12 protein-coding genes and 1 pseudogene are annotated in these 17,081 nt (G+C 55.5%); all 13 read right to left on the bottom strand.

Annotated elements, in window-relative coordinates; translation table 11 throughout:
• Positions 1–83 precede the first annotated feature (83 nt).
• Positions 84–827 (bottom strand): annotated as a pseudogene (locus CIC12_RS20360) (IS6 family transposase).
• Positions 828–1,096: 269 nt separating this feature from the next.
• The gene (locus CIC12_RS20355) at positions 1,097–2,290 is read right to left on the bottom strand and encodes an FAD-dependent oxidoreductase (RefSeq protein WP_168666346.1); all 1,194 of its coding nucleotides are present in this window, start codon (positions 2,288–2,290) and stop codon (positions 1,097–1,099) included.
• Positions 2,291–2,404: 114 nt separating this feature from the next.
• A complete protein-coding gene (locus CIC12_RS20350; protein ID WP_168666344.1) occupies positions 2,405–4,876 on the bottom strand; it encodes an efflux RND transporter permease subunit in 2,472 nt (823 codons plus the stop codon).
• Positions 4,873–5,826: a WD40/YVTN/BNR-like repeat-containing protein gene (locus CIC12_RS20345; RefSeq protein ID WP_168666342.1), complete on the bottom strand. Its 954-nt coding sequence runs from the start codon at positions 5,824–5,826 to the stop codon at positions 4,873–4,875. Before CIC12_RS20345 ends, CIC12_RS20350 begins: the two co-directional genes overlap by 4 nt.
• 163 nt (positions 5,827–5,989) lie before the next feature.
• On the bottom strand, positions 5,990–7,336 hold the full coding sequence (locus CIC12_RS20340; protein WP_168666340.1) for a DUF1329 domain-containing protein: 1,347 nt from the start codon (positions 7,334–7,336) through the stop codon (positions 5,990–5,992).
• Positions 7,337–7,359: 23 nt separating this feature from the next.
• Positions 7,360–8,958: a DUF1302 domain-containing protein gene (locus tag CIC12_RS20335; RefSeq protein ID WP_168666338.1), complete on the bottom strand. Its 1,599-nt coding sequence runs from the start codon at positions 8,956–8,958 to the stop codon at positions 7,360–7,362.
• Between the two features lie 173 nt (positions 8,959–9,131).
• Entirely contained in the window at positions 9,132–9,485 is a 354-nt protein-coding gene (locus CIC12_RS20330) for a c-type cytochrome (protein ID WP_202984880.1), read from the bottom strand.
• A complete protein-coding gene (locus tag CIC12_RS20325) occupies positions 9,482–11,137 on the bottom strand; it encodes an FAD-binding oxidoreductase (protein ID WP_168666336.1) in 1,656 nt (551 codons plus the stop codon). Before CIC12_RS20325 ends, CIC12_RS20330 begins: the two co-directional genes overlap by 4 nt.
• 66 nt (positions 11,138–11,203) lie before the next feature.
• The gene (locus CIC12_RS20320; protein ID WP_168666334.1) at positions 11,204–11,884 is read right to left on the bottom strand and encodes a hypothetical protein; all 681 of its coding nucleotides are present in this window, start codon (positions 11,882–11,884) and stop codon (positions 11,204–11,206) included.
• Between the two features lie 42 nt (positions 11,885–11,926).
• Positions 11,927–13,555: a GMC family oxidoreductase gene (locus CIC12_RS20315; protein ID WP_168666332.1), complete on the bottom strand. Its 1,629-nt coding sequence runs from the start codon at positions 13,553–13,555 to the stop codon at positions 11,927–11,929.
• A gap of 39 nt (positions 13,556–13,594) precedes the next feature.
• The gene (locus CIC12_RS20310; RefSeq protein ID WP_168666330.1) at positions 13,595–14,755 is read right to left on the bottom strand and encodes a serine hydrolase domain-containing protein; all 1,161 of its coding nucleotides are present in this window, start codon (positions 14,753–14,755) and stop codon (positions 13,595–13,597) included.
• Positions 14,756–14,812: 57 nt separating this feature from the next.
• On the bottom strand, positions 14,813–15,568 hold the full coding sequence (locus CIC12_RS20305; RefSeq protein ID WP_168666328.1) for an SDR family NAD(P)-dependent oxidoreductase: 756 nt from the start codon (positions 15,566–15,568) through the stop codon (positions 14,813–14,815).
• On the bottom strand, positions 15,565–16,926 hold the full coding sequence (locus CIC12_RS20300; RefSeq protein WP_168666326.1) for an MBL fold metallo-hydrolase: 1,362 nt from the start codon (positions 16,924–16,926) through the stop codon (positions 15,565–15,567). The genes CIC12_RS20305 and CIC12_RS20300 overlap by 4 nt, the downstream gene beginning before the upstream one ends.
• Between the last annotated feature and the right edge of the window lie 155 nt (positions 16,927–17,081).

The raw sequence follows: 17,081 nt of genomic DNA, 5'->3' as shown, positions 1-17,081 counted from the left end.
TGACATCCGCTGCGAAACACGACATCTGTATCTTGCTGAAACACGACATTCTCATATTGCCCCTACATCGGTTTGGGTGATAATTAAGGATCAAGCATCGAATTGCCCGTTATGCTTTCCCACGCCTTGAAGGCCTGCTTGCGCGCCTGGTGCTTCTGTTGCGCATTCATGTTGTAGCGGCAGTTCATGAACAGATTGCCAACCTGATCATGCATCGACGTGAATCGTTGTAGATGGCGCGCCAACTTGAAGCGGCGCATCACTTTTTCGCGCACCCGCGTTGGCTGGTGCGAGTTCTCCGCCCGATTGTTCAAACCTTTGTGCTGGCGGTGTTCAATAATCAGACCCATGTCCCTGTTCGCCGCGGCGTAGCTCCTGAGTTTGTCTGTGATCAACACACGCAACGCTCGGCCGTGCTTTCTGAGCACCTTGCACATCAGTCGTCTGGCTGCATGCCAGTCGCGCCGGCTCTGCACCAGCACATCGAGCACCGCGCCATGCTGGCCCACGGCGCGCCACAGCCAGTGCTTCCTGCCGTTGATGGTGACCACCACTTCGTCGAGATACCACTTGTCGCCTCGGACCAACGCGGTAGGCCGGATGCGCCGGGCAATGCCGAGGCCGAACTTTACCGACAGGCGCCGCACGGTTTCATAAGTGAGTTCAATGCTGCGCGCGGCAAGCAACTCCTCGACCATGCGCAGGCTCAGCGGGAACCGGTAGTACAGCCACACCGCGTCGCTGATCACATCGGGCGGAAACCGCTAGCCGGCATAAGAGATCGCGTCGTTGGCAGATACGTTGTGTTGCAGGGCGGCTCGTTTCATATCCAGGATTGTCGCCGCATCTCCATCAACAGGCCAGCAACGTGACAGTGCCTTGCGCGCTGGTCGCCGCGTTCATAAGCCAGCGGCGTTTTTTTTTCGAGACGTGGAAGGACGTGCAGTCTTTTGCCCGGAGCGCGATCGGTGCGGACCTGCTGCCGATAGTCCGCATCGTTGACGAGCTCGGGACGAACTACTTGCGCGCTATCGGAACGCGTCGCGGCTGAGTCGAAAAGCGATTACTTCAGCGGCACGACATTCCGGCGATCGGTCTATGCTTTCCGACCCGGTTGATAAGGTTTTCCCTCCAACTGGAACACGGACATCATGGCCATCTTGGCTATTTCAGGATTCGTCGTCGCCGCCATAAACTCGGCTTCGTCTTTAAGTCGGACTTCTCGGTCCGTTTCCTGAACGCGTCGCTTCTGGTCAATTGCGCTGGGATTTGCGATCTGCAGAAATACTCGTCGCCGTTCAGAAGAGTAATAGTCGAGAATATCGTCATCGCAGTCACCCGCGATAACTCTTCCAAGAGCATCAACGAGCGCCTTCGCATCCTGTACACCCGACGTGAAACCCATTCCGCCAATAGGATTCGTCGCGTGCGCGGCGTCCCCAGCAAGGAGCACCCGTCCGACTCGCATTGAAGACGCGCAGCGCTGGTGAACACGGTAAGAGTTTGCTCTTTCGAGTTCAAACTCTGCCCGATCCGGCAGGAAGTTCGCGAAGCGGTCGGGAATACGCGCACGCCGTTGTTCTTCGGTGAGATTCGCATCCTCGCCGTAAGCGATCCGCCACAGCCCGTCGTCGCTTACCTTTGCAACAACATGCCAATCGGCGCCGGCGGCAACCATGTTGGATGCAGCATACCCATGCTTGTCGAAGTCATAGTAGACGTTCGTTGCCATGAAGGTCTCAGGCCAAGTGAAGCCTCCAAATTCAAGGTCAAGAGCCTTTCTCACGCTGCTGCGCGCGCCATCGGCCCCGACCATCCAATCGGCTTCGATGACATCCTGTACCCCTTCGGACTCGACGGAAACTTCGACTCCGTCAGCCTTTTGCGCTAGTGAAACGAAGCGCGTATTCCAACGCATCTGAGCGCCTGGCAACTCGAGAAAGTGTTTCAGCAGAATCTCCGCAAGGACGTTCTGACCAAAGTGGAGCGTGTACGTATAGGTCAATCCCTCCAGCAACTCGAACTTGAGCCGCGCGACATTCCCCGTCAAGGGGAAGCGCATGTTGAATTCGTAACCACGCGCAGCCACCCGAAGTGCGTCTTCGAGAAGACCATACTCGTCTAGCGCCTTGATTGTCGAGAGCATATAAACATTTGCTCGCGGCGAGTCATTGACTCGTGGTTCAGCGTCAATGACCGTTACCTGCGCGCCCTTACGAGCGAGACCCAACGCGGTAAACAATCCTGTGGGGCCCGCACCCACTACAACCACCCTACTTCCCTGCGTCATGTTTGTCTCCAGAAACAGCCATCAAGTGCTGTTGACTGTCGCAAACTATGTCTGATCTCTCACCTGTCAAAGGATAGGGTGACCGGACACAGTTCCGCTCTTCCTGTTCGTAAATTAACCCTTGTTCAGCATCGCATCGCCACGTGCGCTCGCACCCTGTTCGGTCTCTTTATCCTTTGTCGAAGGCACAATTGCAGTCGCTCCTGAGGGCCGCTTCTGCTTCAACAGGAAAACAGATAGGGAAGGCAGCAGGATGAGCGCACCAATCATGTTCCACAGGAACATGAATGCCAGCAGGAGGCCCATGTCCGCCTGAAACTTAATGGGAGAGAGAATCCAGGTGGCTACACCAGCTGCCAGAGTGAATCCCGTCAGCATCACGACGCGCCCAGTGAAGAGGAGTGCCCTATAGTACGCATCTGAGAGTGAATACCCAGCACGTAGCTGCATAAGTGTCACACTCAAGATATACAGCGCGTAGTCCACGCCGATCCCCACACCTAGCGCCACCACAGGCAATGTTGCCACCTTGACACCCATGTGAAGCCAAACCATCAATGCCTCGGCGAGCACGCTGGTCAACATCAGCGGTAGCACAGCGACAACGACAGCCCGTAGGGATCGGAAGCTGATCAGACACAGAATGATCACGGCAGCGTACACACCGTAAAGCATCTTGCTGTTTGTATCCTTCACCACACTATTTGTCGCCGCTTCAATCCCACCATTTCCGGCAGCAAGTAGATACTTCACGTCCGCCGTATCGCGTTCCTTTGCAAACGCACTAGCAACGTCGACAACCGACTGGAGCGTTTTAGCCTTGTGGTCAGACAGATACACGTACACTGTCAGCAAGTTACAGTCTTCGTTAAACAGGCCGCGAGGAGACTGAGTAATGACTGAATTTAGAGCCTGCTGATTGGGAATAATCTCACGCCATTTCAAGCTACCTTCATTGAAGGCCGCACCCATCGTGCGCTGCAAGTCAGCAAAGGAGTTCGTGCTGTCTACACCCGGTACAGTTGCAAGGCGTGCCTGAAGGTCTGCGATGCCGGTAAGCGTATCGTAGTTGGCGCATTGATCTGGCGGTGTCGTTACCATTATCGCGAGCACGTCGCTGCTGGTCGAATAGTGCGAAGCGACGTACGCATTGTCCACGTTGTAACGCGAGTCCTGACGCAGTTCGGGTGCACCCGGCTGCAAATCGCCAATCTGAAGATTCTCCCCCACCTTCACGCCGACCACAGCGAGTACAGCAGCAACTGCGATAGCACACAACGCCCACCGTCGATTTGTGAACAGATCGAGAGACCTCCACAACCAATGCTTCTTTCCGTCAAGCGCACCGCTTTCCTGAGCAAGGGCTCGCGCGGCGGCACGAGGACTTACACCCGTATAGGTCAGCAGGACGGGCAGCAAAATCAGATTCGTGAAAATCAGGAATGCCACGCCCAAGCTCGCGATGAGTGCGAGATCGTGAATAGCCGGAATTTTTACCCAAAGCAGAACAGCAAAACCCACCGCATCGCAAACGAGCGCGGTAAAGCCGGCCATAAAGAGTCGCCGGAACGTATTCCGTGCGGCTGACACTCGGTCAAGGCCGCGACCAATATCCTGCATCACGCCATTCATCTTCTGAGCGCCGTGACTCATGCCGATCGCGAAAACGAGAAACGGCACCAAGATTGAATATGGGTCAAGCCTGAAACCAAGAAGAGGCAGAGCGCCCAATTGCCATACGACTGCAACCAGCGAGCACGTTACAACCAGAACCGTGCTACGAACGCAACGATTGAACCAAAACACCATCGCCGTGGCAATAACGATGGAGATCAGAAAGAAAAACAGTACCTGACCCAACCCATCTATCAGGTCTCCCATGACCTTCGCGAAGCCGACGATGCGAACGTGAACACCCTTCCCTTCGTATTTGGCACGGATAGCCTCCAGACGCGCAGACAGCTGTTTGTAGTCCAGCTTCGCGTTTGACTGAGCATCGTAGTCTAACAGCGGTACCACGATTGTCGTCGACTTGAAGTCGTTGGCTACAAGCCGTCCCAGTTGGCCCGACCGCAGAATGTTCGTGCGCAGCTGTTCGATCGACTTGCCGGAACCGTCATATGAGTCTGGCATAACAGGACCACCATCGAGCCCTGCTTCTGTGACCGATATCCAGCGAACCCCCCGGGTCCAGAGCGACTGCATGTACGACCGCTCCACACCGGGGACCAGGAAGACTTCATCGTTGATAGCCTGGAGGGTCTTCAGGTATTGCGGGTCGAGTACAGTAGCTCCCGTGGTTTCAACCACAATCCGAACGGTGTTACCCAATCCACGCATATCCTGTTCGTGTTTGAGATAGTTCAGAATATAGGGATGTTCGTTAGGAATTACGGCCTGGAAACTTGCATTGACCGTGACAAGGCGCGCGGAGTAGCCAAGGAGCGCTGTAACGAGAGCGCATAGCACAACAATCACTATGCGATGATTGAAGATGAGTCGTTCCAGCCAATTGCCACTCTGCCTGTCGAACGACGATTCCTTCAACTGCGCTCCGGCGTCAGTAGACCGGTCCACATGTTTCATTTCAACTCCGTCTCTGCAGAAAGGTCTACGCGCTCGGCGCCACGCGGCCCGAGGACCAGCAAGGCGCGCTTCGCAATGGGCAACATTCCAGCCGCCGGTTGCGCGAGCGTCTTTAAAGGTACAAAGTGCTGACCGTCGTCGCGACTGGCAACAAGCTGCCCTCCTTCACTACCCAGCACGATCGTGCCGTCGCTCAAGACGGTCCCAGCTTGTATTGACGCACCTAAGCCGCTATCGACCTTACTCCACGTCGAACCCGCATCTCGCGAAGTAAGCACAGTCCCCTGAAGCCCGAACGCAATCAGCGTGTCGTTCCGGCCCTTGAGCAAACCGAACAACGTGCCGGAGTACGGCGTAACAACCGGCAACAACTGATGTCCATCGGGACCTCGAAGCAGAGTACCTCGCTCGCCAACTACAATGCGCTCGTTTCCGACCAGAGCGGTTCCATAAAAATGAAAGCCATTCGGGTCCGGTAACTCACTGACAATCGAAGTCCAAGTGCGACCGCCATCGTTGGAACTCAGCGCTAGCCCATATGCACCGAATGCTTCAATCGTATCTGCGCTTGTCAGGCCTATGGCGAGAAATGGCTTGTTCGGACCGTCATCAACCATCATGCGTGCGAGTCGCAGTGCCCTCGCCGCAGCTTCGGCTGACTGCCCAGCCTCGTGCTCTTCGACTGCTTTCAGAGTCAGCTTTGCCGCGATGTTCCCGTCTAGTTGACGGGTCCACGTACGACCAGCGTCTGTGGTATGAAGAACGACGCCGAGATGCCCAACTGCCCAGCCATTACGCGCGTCGGAAAATTTCACGTCGGTCAACGTTGCGCTGGTAGGAACTGAGTCAGCTTGCTGCCAGTGAAGACCGCCGTCGTCAGACAGAACGACGGTGCCGCCCTGTCCGACCGCCACTACGCGCTGGCCAGCCCAAGCTGCGGCGAGCAACAACTGTCTCGCTGCATGACCAGTTTTCTCAGCAGGCCGATCCAGGAAGGCCGGACGGGCGGCGCCCCCATCCGCCCCCCAAGCCGCCCTTGTCTGTATTGCCGCAGCCGACAGCGCTATACAAACAGCGACACGAATCAGCGCGCGAGCAGAGCACGCCTCTCTCTTATCGCAGCGCATCCTGCACCATCGAATCCGGATTGAAAAAGGATGCAGGCTGGTATTCAATTGGGGTGTAGTCCGTCACGTCACCACCGACAGAATAGGCGCGCGCCTGGAAATCGAAGGCAATAAAGGGCAGTCCGACGACCCCCGGCAGGTCATAAGCGAAAAACGGATAGCTAAGCAGACCACGGTAAAGCTTTCCTTGAGCGTCCCATTCGTCAGCCGAGACGATCATCCACGAGTCTTCATCAAAGAACAGGTGACGCTTCGGAATGACATTGCGCATTCCTTCCTTTACAGTGGCTTCAACTTCCCATACGCGGTGAAGTTCCCACCTCACGAGGTCCGGATTCGGGAAGTGCGGTCCGAACGCCTTGTCCGGGGTCGCCATGTTGAGCTTGTTCGTGTTGTACGGGATATACATCTCGCGCTTGCCGACAATGCGGAAATTCATCTGATCGGGCTTTCCGAAGAAACCGTATGCCTCATCAAACTGGGTTACGCCCGAAGTGTAAAAATTTGGAGTGTCGTAGTTCACGTTTGGCAGCTTACGGACCCGGCGTTGACCCGGCAGGTATTGCCATGAACCGATCTCCTTGTCTTTGAAGTCGGTGTACCAGATGCCAACCAGAGCTTCGCCAGAACTGCGGGAGGGTGCTGTTGTTACGCCTTTGTGCTCCCAGTACACGCCGTTGAATGACTTCACATCCGAATTTTTGTTATACAGACCGTACTGATCCGTCACATTGATCACCGCAGCTGTCTGCAGTCGTCCGTCCGACGTAATCAAGTAGTTCGGGAAGTTGGTATGCACCGTCGAACCTTGCCAGTGCGTGTAGTGATTCCAAATCAACTCGATGCCGGACTTGGGAATCGGAAAAGGAATTCCCCCGTAAGCGTCGACGAGTTGCAGGTCGTCTTTATCAGTCTTCGCGCGGGTCGCGTTCTTGAAGGTATTGTCATAGACCCATTGTGGCGCGACACTGGTACGGTGCGTCGGATACACATCCAGCCGATAATCCGGATACGTCTTCAGCATGTACTTCGTCGCTTCGCTGAGCTTGCTCGCATACTTGTCCATGTTCCCAGCCGTGATCTGAAACAGTGGCTTCTCGTCCGCGAAAGGCGCCGGCCCAATGCTCCCATGGGCTCGCCCTGCAGGAGGCTTCAATGCGTCACCCGTCCATGCCGGAATCGTCCCGTCTGCGTTCGCGGCACGCTCTGCCCCAAATGGCGTCAGCGTAGTTTTGAGTTTTGCGGCTTCCTCTGTCGACGCCGCAACACCCAGGTTTGTCAGCGTGGCATACAGCGCAATCGCGGACGAGGCAGCAATGGCAATCTTCTTCATCTGAACTACTCCTTTCACTTCCATCAGAACGTGTTCGAAATCGTCGCGATCACGAAAGTGCGGTCGCGATAAGCGTTACTACTGGCAGGGCCAAAATACGTCGTCAAACTGATGCCGCCCTTCCACGTTTGCGCATAGGTTCCCTGAATTCCGATAGAGAAGTCGCCGGCGGCATTGCCGTAGTTGTATGTATTAAAGCCAGCAGGTAGCGGCGACCGTCCCAATACCGTCCAACCGACGCCGATCGGCACATGCAGGTCTAGGCCTGGAAGCACCTGGTAATAATCGAGTGTCACAACGCCACGAAGGCCCACGGCCGTGCGGCTCTTCGTCTCATCGAAGTACTGTCCGTTACGCGTAATACTCGTGACCTGTTGGCCGGCGATACTACCTGCAAACGAGATATTGTCGTAAAATGGACCAGCCTTCCCCGCATAAATTCCGTTTAACTCCCACAAGAACACATCGCCTAACGGACCTGCACCTTGAGCACTCTGACCCGGTGCTAGCACTGGAGCATTGGTGGAGCTGATTGCAAGCGATTGATTGTGACGAAATGAAATTTCGCCAGCAGTATTAAGCGGCCCGATTGTCGTGCTGGCGCTCAGACCGTACAACTGAATATTCTCCTGATACGCCTGAATGAAAGTTCCGCCCGTCGTGGTAAAGATTTGAGGCGTTTTTTCATTAAAGCGCAGTGCGTAAGCACCGAGATCGACGTTGGCCCCCTCGGGGCGCCACTTAACCGCAGCGCCAAACTGGCCGGTGTTTGGCGTCTGGTCCGGACCTTTGAGAAACCTTCCGAACGGTGTAATGAGTGACTCCCCCCCAGTACCGAACATGTCGGCCGGACTGAAGTAACTACCCACTGGCGGCGTACGCAGTGGTCTCCATCCGAACTGGTAATAGCCCTCAAGCGAGACACCGTGTGGAAGGATTGCGACTGACGAGATCTGCGGGACCGGGAGAAAGACTTCTTTCGCCTGGGTATTTGGCACACTAAGCGCCTTTTGGCCGTCGATTGCAGCCATACCGTATGCGATACCGTTGTCGGGGAAATAAAGACTTTCGCCCCACAGCACGGTGTGCTGGCCCGCACGCACCAGTACCGGAACGTCGCCGAAGTTGAACTTATTCGATACGAACGCGTTCAGCAGTTCAACACGTCGGCCAGAGAGATCTCTGGTAGCGCCAGTGAACTGGTTATACGGCACCGAAATATTGTTGTTAGTGACTGGAGAATCGTTGTAATTCGACTTGTTATAGACCTGGTCGTACCACGCATCTGCACTAACACTGACGCCAAATGTCCCATACTTTGCATCGAACTCGGACAGCCAATCGACCCGGTTCGTTATTGGCTTACCTTGCTTGAAGTTTCGATCTCCATCGTCCGTATTCGCGTTCGACGTGAGATAGCTGTTCTGGTCTGCCAATCGAATCCCGGTAGAATACTTAAAGGTATTGTCAAAATTCCCGGAGATTCCGTTATCAAGCGAAAAATCGAACGCCAGCGCCGGCCCTGATGTCACCAGTACAGCGGCGATCGGCAGCAATCGAGACGTTGATCGGGTGACCTTTTGCCACTTCGACTTATCTTTATACATAGTTGTACTACGCATGACAGTGTCTCCCCCAACCGATGGGTGGTATGGTATTAAGCTGCGCTTTGATTATTCATCAACCGCTGACCCGAGCGCTTCGCTGCGGGTTAGTTCAACAGTAGAGCGTTCTAGGAGGGTCGCCACCTATCGAAAGATAGAAGGCGATTTCGCCGTCGCTAAAAGACGATGGCCTACTTCTTTCCTTTCGTGAGGTAGGCCGCAAGAGCGGCGAGATCCGAGTCGCTGATCTCTGTCTTTCGGAAGAACGGCATGATAGTTACACCGTGCCGGACAAAATACTTGACCATCTGCGGGTTCAAATCGGTCCGCTCTTCCAATGCGTCAGGGAGGGCGCCTTTGTACTTCGCCTCGAGGGCGACAGTTCCGGGATATGCGTGACCCGGCGCGTGACACGCAGCGCACCACTGTTGGAATACGTGCTTGCCCTGAGGCAGCTGATTGGTGTCCTGTATTGCGGCCCACCCGGATTGCGCCATTGCAACCCATACGGAAACTGCAGCGAGGGATTTAAGCATGCTCTTCATACACGATCCTTACGGAGATGCTTGGGCCAAATTCCATATCTTCCCGGCGAGAGGATGCCATTGGGGTCCACTGCGTCCTTGACCCTCTCATGGAAGCGAAGCAATGCGTGATTGTTGAAAGCGTATGTATCCATCACGTTGTCCTGGAAGGCAGGCGCGGTCCGATATTCGCCCCACCCATGCTCCGCTGCGATCCTGATGATCTTGCGGAAGGCGTCCCGGTTCTTCTTGTTGACCGCAGGATCCTTCGTGATAAAGAACGGAATGATGAATGTGAACGATCGCTCCCATGACGGCACAGGTACGTTCATGGCGAACACCATCGGAATGCCAAGCTCCCTCGCCGCCTTTCCGAGCACCTCATTGACTTTCAAAATCGACTCTCCGCTGCGAGGAATCACGGGCGAGAACCACGCGTGTCCTTCAGAGGGAGGGGCTGGATTCCACAACGACCGTGCACCGATAGCGAATGTACGGAGGTTCGGAATCCCAAACTGCGCCGGGTATTGAACCTTCAACTTTTGCTCCTCCGACAGCGGCAATTTGTAGAATTCCCGCTCTTCGAATGCAACGTCCGGTATCGCAGCTCGGTAACGTTCTTGCACATGCGCCCATTGGGCGCGAATTACGGGCTCTGGGCCGTAAAACGTAAACGCGCAGCTCCAGAAGGGGATGTTGTTCTTGCGACCGTATGGTTCATACTCTTCCGCGCTCGCACCGCGTTGCAAGAGTGACATATATTCGAGATCGCGCTTTGGTGGCCCGTTCACCAAAAACTCATGCAATCCCGCGAGACTGGGCGTACCCAACACTGGGCTGTTCAGGTCAGGGTATCCCGTAAAGATTCGAGAATTTTCGAGGTGAGTCATTTCATCGACCATCGGACCAAGGTCGCGATAGCGCGGAGCATGCACAACTCCCTTCAAGAATGCTTCAGGCTCGGGCATCAGCCAGAAGCCCATTTTGGTCACAATGCCGAAGTTCGACTGACTGAACATCCCGTCAATCCACGGGCCGAACCCAGACTTGTACATCTGCCACGTTTGTGAGCCTGGCATCGCTCCCATTCCCGTGCGCAGCAAGGATCCATCCGCCAAAACAACCTCCATGCCACAATGCGCATCGAAATGGTTGCGGAACTGGACTGCGGTATAGCCGGCGCCACGGTCCATGGCATTCCCGACCATACTTCCCCAACCCGGATCTGGAACGTCAATCCACAGCTTAATCTTGTTCTCCTGTAGATGACGGTACATATCGAAGTAGCTGACGCCAGGTTCCACGACGCAGTAAGCCTGCTTCTCGTTTACCTCGAGGATCTTACCCATCCTCTTCAAGTCGATGACAACAGAGCCAGTATAGGCAGGCGCCGAACCACCGTAGCCCAGGTTCTTGCCGGTTGAAATGGCGTAGATTGGAATTTTGTATTGGTTCGCTATGCGAACCACGGCCTGGACTTCTTCGGTGGATTTAGGAGCGACTGCAGCGGAGGCGCGTCGCTCTTCCGGTTCGCCCCAATACGGAGAATAGGCATCACGATAGAGATCAAGGTCCTCCTCGCTCGTGAAGACCCACTCGCTCCCCACGATCCGCTGGAACTCCTTGATTGCCTTGGAGAATCTTGCTTGGTCGATGCTTGATGGTAGTTTCATGCTGGTAATCGCGGTAGTACATAAAAGTTCGGAGAATCGCGTAATTCGCGTGAGCGAAGTGCGACTTTACGAAATCGGGCCAATAACCCAAGCGACAAGTCTCGGTTGATCCATGAATTCTCCATGGATCGGCACGGAAAACGGGTCAGGATTCGAAGTCGATCGAAAGCCGCTCTCCCCGGCTGCCAAAATGGAATCGATTGCCCTATCGACCCAATCCAAAGACCGTTCGTCTCGTTGAGCACTCCGCGCGCTCGATCCCGACAGCGCGCCCTCTGAAGCAACGATGCCTTCGGTTTCGTCGGCCCGAAATTTCAGCCGCATGTGGTGCTGAGTACACAACTGCTCCAGGCCGAATAGGGCGGCATCCGTGGTTAGCCCGGCAACAGTTGTAGGTGCCGCAGCCCACAGCTTGTCCAGTGTCTCAATCCAGAGCTGGCTGATGTCTCCAGAGAAAATGTGCTCCTTGATTCCCTGAGCGCTAAGTCGTTTCCCGAACCAGGCTGCTTCTGGATAGTGGTCATCGAGCAATACACCAGAGATCGCTCGACTACTCTGCAAGACACTGGATGCGTTCGCTAGCAGCCGTGAAGAGAAGCTGCTCATTGGTAATGCAGACAGGGCAAGCGCACCCTTCATGAAACTGCGTCGGCTTAGCATTGCATGAGTCATCGAGGAACTTACCTGTTCGGACGAGCTGTCGTCCTGTTTAGGTTCAAACACAAAAGACCTTGTACTGGCTTGCACGGGACATTCCTTTGATATTCGAATTCGCCATCAGCCTCGCAATCAATCAGCGTGCGGCAAGTCAACTGGCGCCATCGCAATGCGCCCGAGGATCATGTCCGATGCCTTTTCCGCAATCATCACGACGGCTGCGTTGGTATTGCCAGCTACAAGACTCGGAAAGACTGATGCATCTGCGACCCGCAATCCTTCGACACCGCGTACCCTAAGTTTCGAGTCCACCACCGACTCATCGTCATCGCCCATGCGGCAGGTGCAACCTGGGTGATGGACCGTGACCGCTGTGCGCCGGATATAGTCATTCCACTCGTCGTCCGTTCCCACGTCCGGTCCGGGCAGGATCTCCCACCCTTTGTAACGGTCAAATGCCGGGGTGCCCAGAAGTTGACGGGCGAGCTTCAGACCATGACGAATTACCTCGATGTCTCCATCGCTCCCAAGAAAATCCGGATCGATCACCGGCGAGGCCTGCGGATCTGGAGTGGCGAGAGAGACTCGCCCGGCGCTTTTTGGCCGTGCCGCGATAGACAAAATGCCGAAACCATGGCCGAGCGGCAGTGGGAATGTGTTCGCGTTGCGATGCGCTGGCATGAAGACGAGTTGCAGGTCCGGTCTTTCTACCTCCGGCTTACTCCGGATAAACCCGGTCGCCTCGAAGACATTTCCACCAATCGGGCCGCCACGCCACAGCATGTACTCAAGCAAATTCCATAAATTCCGAGGTGTCGCCTTTACCGATAACCCGTAGGAGGTCGGGTTCTTCGAGCGCACCTGAATTGACGCCGAGGAATGGTCGCGAAGTCCGCGACCAACGGACGGCAGATCGTGGACGATCGGGATTCCGTGCGCCTGCAGCTCTGTCGCCCCCCCAATGCCCGAACGCAGCAAAATCGCAGGGGTGCCGTATGCTCCCGCAGTCAGCACGACTTCGCGGCGACCGTTAAGGGTGCGCCGAGTGTTATTAATCACGAGTTCGATGCCGACTGCGCGCCGGTCATTAAAAACGACCTTGTCGACCAATGCGCCGGTAAGAACGGTCAGGTTGTCGCGGTGTTCAATCGGGTGAACGAAAGCAGTCGCCATCGATTCACGCCGGCCATTTCGGATTGTTGCCTGGCGGAGACCGAAACCCTCAGGGTCCGCAGCATTGAAATCTGGGCATTGTCGATACCCGAGCGCTTTGGTCGCATCAAGAAAACTGTGAACCAGAGGGTTCGGCCGTGGAGGATGCGCCACATGCATTTCGCCGCCGATTCCGTGATAGGGGGAATCAACGTAATGGCCGTTATCCTCGGACCGCATGAAGTAGGGAAGCACATCACGGTAGCTCCACCCGTTGGCGACGTGCCCCCAATCATCAAAGTCACCCGGATGTCCACGAAAATAGACCATGCCGTTAATGGAGCTTGATCCACCCAAAACTCGGCCACGTGGTATCGCGAACGGCCGGTTTCCGAGTCCACTCTGCGGCGCGCTCTGGTATCGCCAATTAAGCTCGGGATGATTGATGGCAGCAGCAACGGCTGTTGGATATTTGATAACCGAATGATGGTCGTTCGGACCGGCCTCGACCAGGCAAACGCTCACATTGGGGTTCGCCGACAAGCGGTTTGCCAACACGCAGCCGGCAGATCCTCCGCCGACGATCAGATAGTCATACGTATCGTTCATCGTTTTAGTATGTCGTATATACCGCAATGGCTCTCGTGGTCACAGTGCTGCGGACACCGCAATGTCGGATAAGCGTTGGAACCGTTCGATATTTGCTGCTTGCGTCATGACACCAGCCGTGAGGCAAGCGAATGTCATGTCAGCCACCGGATCAATCCAGTACATGGTCGTGCCGGCGCCGTAATTTCCGAACGTTTCTGGAGAAGTCAGGGTGCCGAACTGGTGATGCACGATCTGGTCCCCGCGAACGCTGAAGCCGAGACCGATATAAGCGGGAGGAGATTCCCAGCCAGCTCGCAAAGCTACGCCGCGATATAGTTCATTGGCCATTTGGCCAGTACAATTGCGACGAGCCAATCGAATCGTATTCGGCGAAAGGATCCGAGCGCCATCGAGTTCGCCACCACGGCGTAACATTTCGGCGAATCGCGACATATCCTTCGTCGTGGAAACAGCGCCGACGTGCGGAGCCTCATTGACGGCCTCCTCGAAAAGACTGTGGGGACCCGGCTGTGTCCTGCCTTGAACTTTGATCGGAATAACGCCACGCATGTCGGGAACAATCTTGCGATCTCGCAGATCGGCTCGTACGCCCATTGACGTGTCAATCATCTGAAGGGGATTGAACAAATCCTCCTGAATGATTGTGCCAAACGTGCGCTCGTGTTTATCCGTTCGACGCAACATCTCGGCCATCAGTACGTGATTCGCTACTGGCGAATAATCGCACCTGATGCCTGGTTCGATCGCGCCGTGAACGTTCGCGCAAACTGCCTGCAAAAGCTCGTCAAGGCGGTCCTGCAGCATGTCCGGCTTAGGCGTCCAAACGCCTGGCATTCCAGTCGTGTGCGTCAGGAGATGATACAAAGTCGCACGGTCTCGAGGCGCACCGGAGAATTCTGGAATGACGTCGGCGACCTTGGTTGTTAGGGCCAACTGACCACGCTCAACCGCTCGCAGAGCGAGGACGTTTGTGAACGCTTTCGTCAGTGAGAAGATGCTGAAAACGGAGTCTTCTTTGAGCGGCCGTGCGCCCTCCGCGTCTGACGACCCAATTGCTGATTCAAAGAGCGTTTCTCCACCGCACGCGACGCGGATAACTGCCCCGTAGTAGAGTCCTTTTGCGATATCGTGCTCGATCTTCTCTTTGAGGGCTTCGAGATACGATTGACGCGCTTCGGAGGAGTAGTCGTGATTCATTGCAATATTTCCATTGATCGTCAATTGGTTTCTGGCGACGCTGTTTCTAAGTAGCCCCTAACCCGCAGCGACAATGCCTCCATCGACATTCAATACCGCGCCGTTGATGAAGGTGGCATCGCGGCTCAAGAGGAATGCGACGGCCGCTGCATTGTCTTCGTCGCGCCCCAACCGTCTGAGCGGGATCGATTGCGCGCGCCTGTCATATTCCTCGATACCAACATAGGCGGTCGCGCCCGGCGTAGGAACTGAACCTGGCGCCACAGCGTTGACTCGAACGCCGCGAGGACCCAGCTCAGCAGCCATTACCCGGGTCAGTGAGAGAACGGCGCCTTTCACGGCCGAATAAACGGCGGTGTTTGGATATCCCCGATAAGACACCGGTGACGCGTAATTGATAATGGAGGCCCCCTTTTCTGGATTCATGTGTGCCAGTAGCGCCTGCGTACCCCACATGACGGTTTTGAGGCCACCACCAAGCATCAGATCTAGTGTTTCGGGCGTCACGTTTTCTATGGGCTCGTAGCGGAGGATCGACGCGTTATTTATCATCGCATCGAGCGGACCAACTTTCCTGGCGAACTCGCCCACTGCATGATGAAACGCGGCCCGGTCGCTCAGATCGCAGATGAAACCATATGCCTCTCCCCCACCTTCCCGGATCAACCGAATCGTCTCGTCGCACGCTTCGCCGTCGATGTCGCTAACCCCGACGCGCGCCCCACGTTTAGCCAGATGAATCGACGTAGATCTCCCAAGTCCTTTTCCCGAACCCGAAATGAACACGTTGAAGCCAATGAATTCGTCGCTCATGACGCGGTTCCGAACAATTGGGCCACGTAGGCACTATCCATGTACTCGCGAATTTCCTTGATTCGACCGTTCCGAATTGCGAATGCCCACGCATACACGTTGTCATATCGCCGCCCATCGCTCAGAGCACCGGACGCGCGCGTTTCGCACATGACCTTTTCCCCAGCGGCCACCAAGCTGTGGATCTTGACTTTCGGGTCGCCAGATACGAACAGGTTACGAACCGGACCAATAAACTCATCCACGATCGCGTTTCCTTTGTGGACGCCCGCGCCGGGGACGTTCTCGCTCACCATTGGCTCCCAGGTCGTGTCATCGTCGATGTAGCTGCGAAGAGCTTCGAGGTTTCCCGAGCTGAGCGTCTCGAAGAACTCTACGACCAGGTGTTCGTTTTGCTTCTCTTGCGTCGTCATTTGACTGTCCTCACTATGGTTCTGAGCTTGAACTTTCGATACCGGAATACCTGTGCGTGGCTCGGGGCGATCGATATCAAAGCGCCAGTTTTTCTCCGCCCGCACCACGTATCCAGCCGTCGGTCCCGGGAAATGTGAGCCGACAATCAACGCTCTACCGCCTTCATATTTCGAAAGGAACGAGACACGGGTTCGGCACGCTTGATCTTTGTCGTGGTCAAACGCGCTATGTTTGTGCGGAATCGCGCACTGAACCGGGTGATGCATAAGATCGCCCGTGATCACCGCCTCCTCACCCTCCGAAAAGATGTGAACGCTCGCGTGACCAGGAGTGTGTCCGGAGGTGGGCTCGAACCAAACCTCGTCGCAAAGACGGTGATTGGTTTCGACGAAGTCAGCAAGGCCCGCGTCTACAATAGGTTGCAGCGAGTCGGGCAGGTGCTCGGCATGCCAGTCGCCCTCAGCGGCAAGCGTCTGGATGCTTTCCCACTCGTCACGCCCAAATAGGTACCTCGCATTAGGAAACGTAGGAATCCATTTGCCACCAGCAAGATGAGTGTTCCAGCCCACGTGGTCGTAGTGCAGATGTGTGCACATCACCGTGTCGATTGTTTCAGGTGGGTATCCCGCTGCAATGAGATCTTCGATGAACGCGTTGTGCATGTCATTGAAGATGTCGAAGTGCCGCTTGCGATCGTTTCCGATGCACGTATCAACCATGATTCGGCGACTCGGTGTCTCGACCACGAAGCATTGCCACGCGATCAGCATCTCGCCGTCCGGTGTCAGAAAGTGCGGAGCCAGCCATTCAACGTGCGGCTGAACGACACTTTCAATTTCTCCGGGATACATGAGACTCTGCGGCGACGCGATCGATGGTGTTTCGACGATTCGGGTGATCGTCACAGCTCCTATCTTCCATCGTTTGAAGCTTTTCACGGTCATGATTTGTCTCCTAGCGTGATTCTTCTCCGGTACGGGTGTTGATTCACCTATCGAAGGATAGACACCCGAACTATCACGGCCTGGCCAGGCGAAGCGCACCAGATTCGCTATGCTAGGAAGACTAGCGCTCCCTTCACCTCTAGGGACCTGCCAAA

It is taken from the genome of Paraburkholderia sp. SG-MS1 (genome assembly GCF_012275575.1).
Taxonomy (GTDB): domain Bacteria; phylum Pseudomonadota; class Gammaproteobacteria; order Burkholderiales; family Burkholderiaceae; genus Paraburkholderia.
Note: the sequence above shows the minus strand (reverse complement) of the source record. Positions and strands in the feature narration are given on the sequence as shown.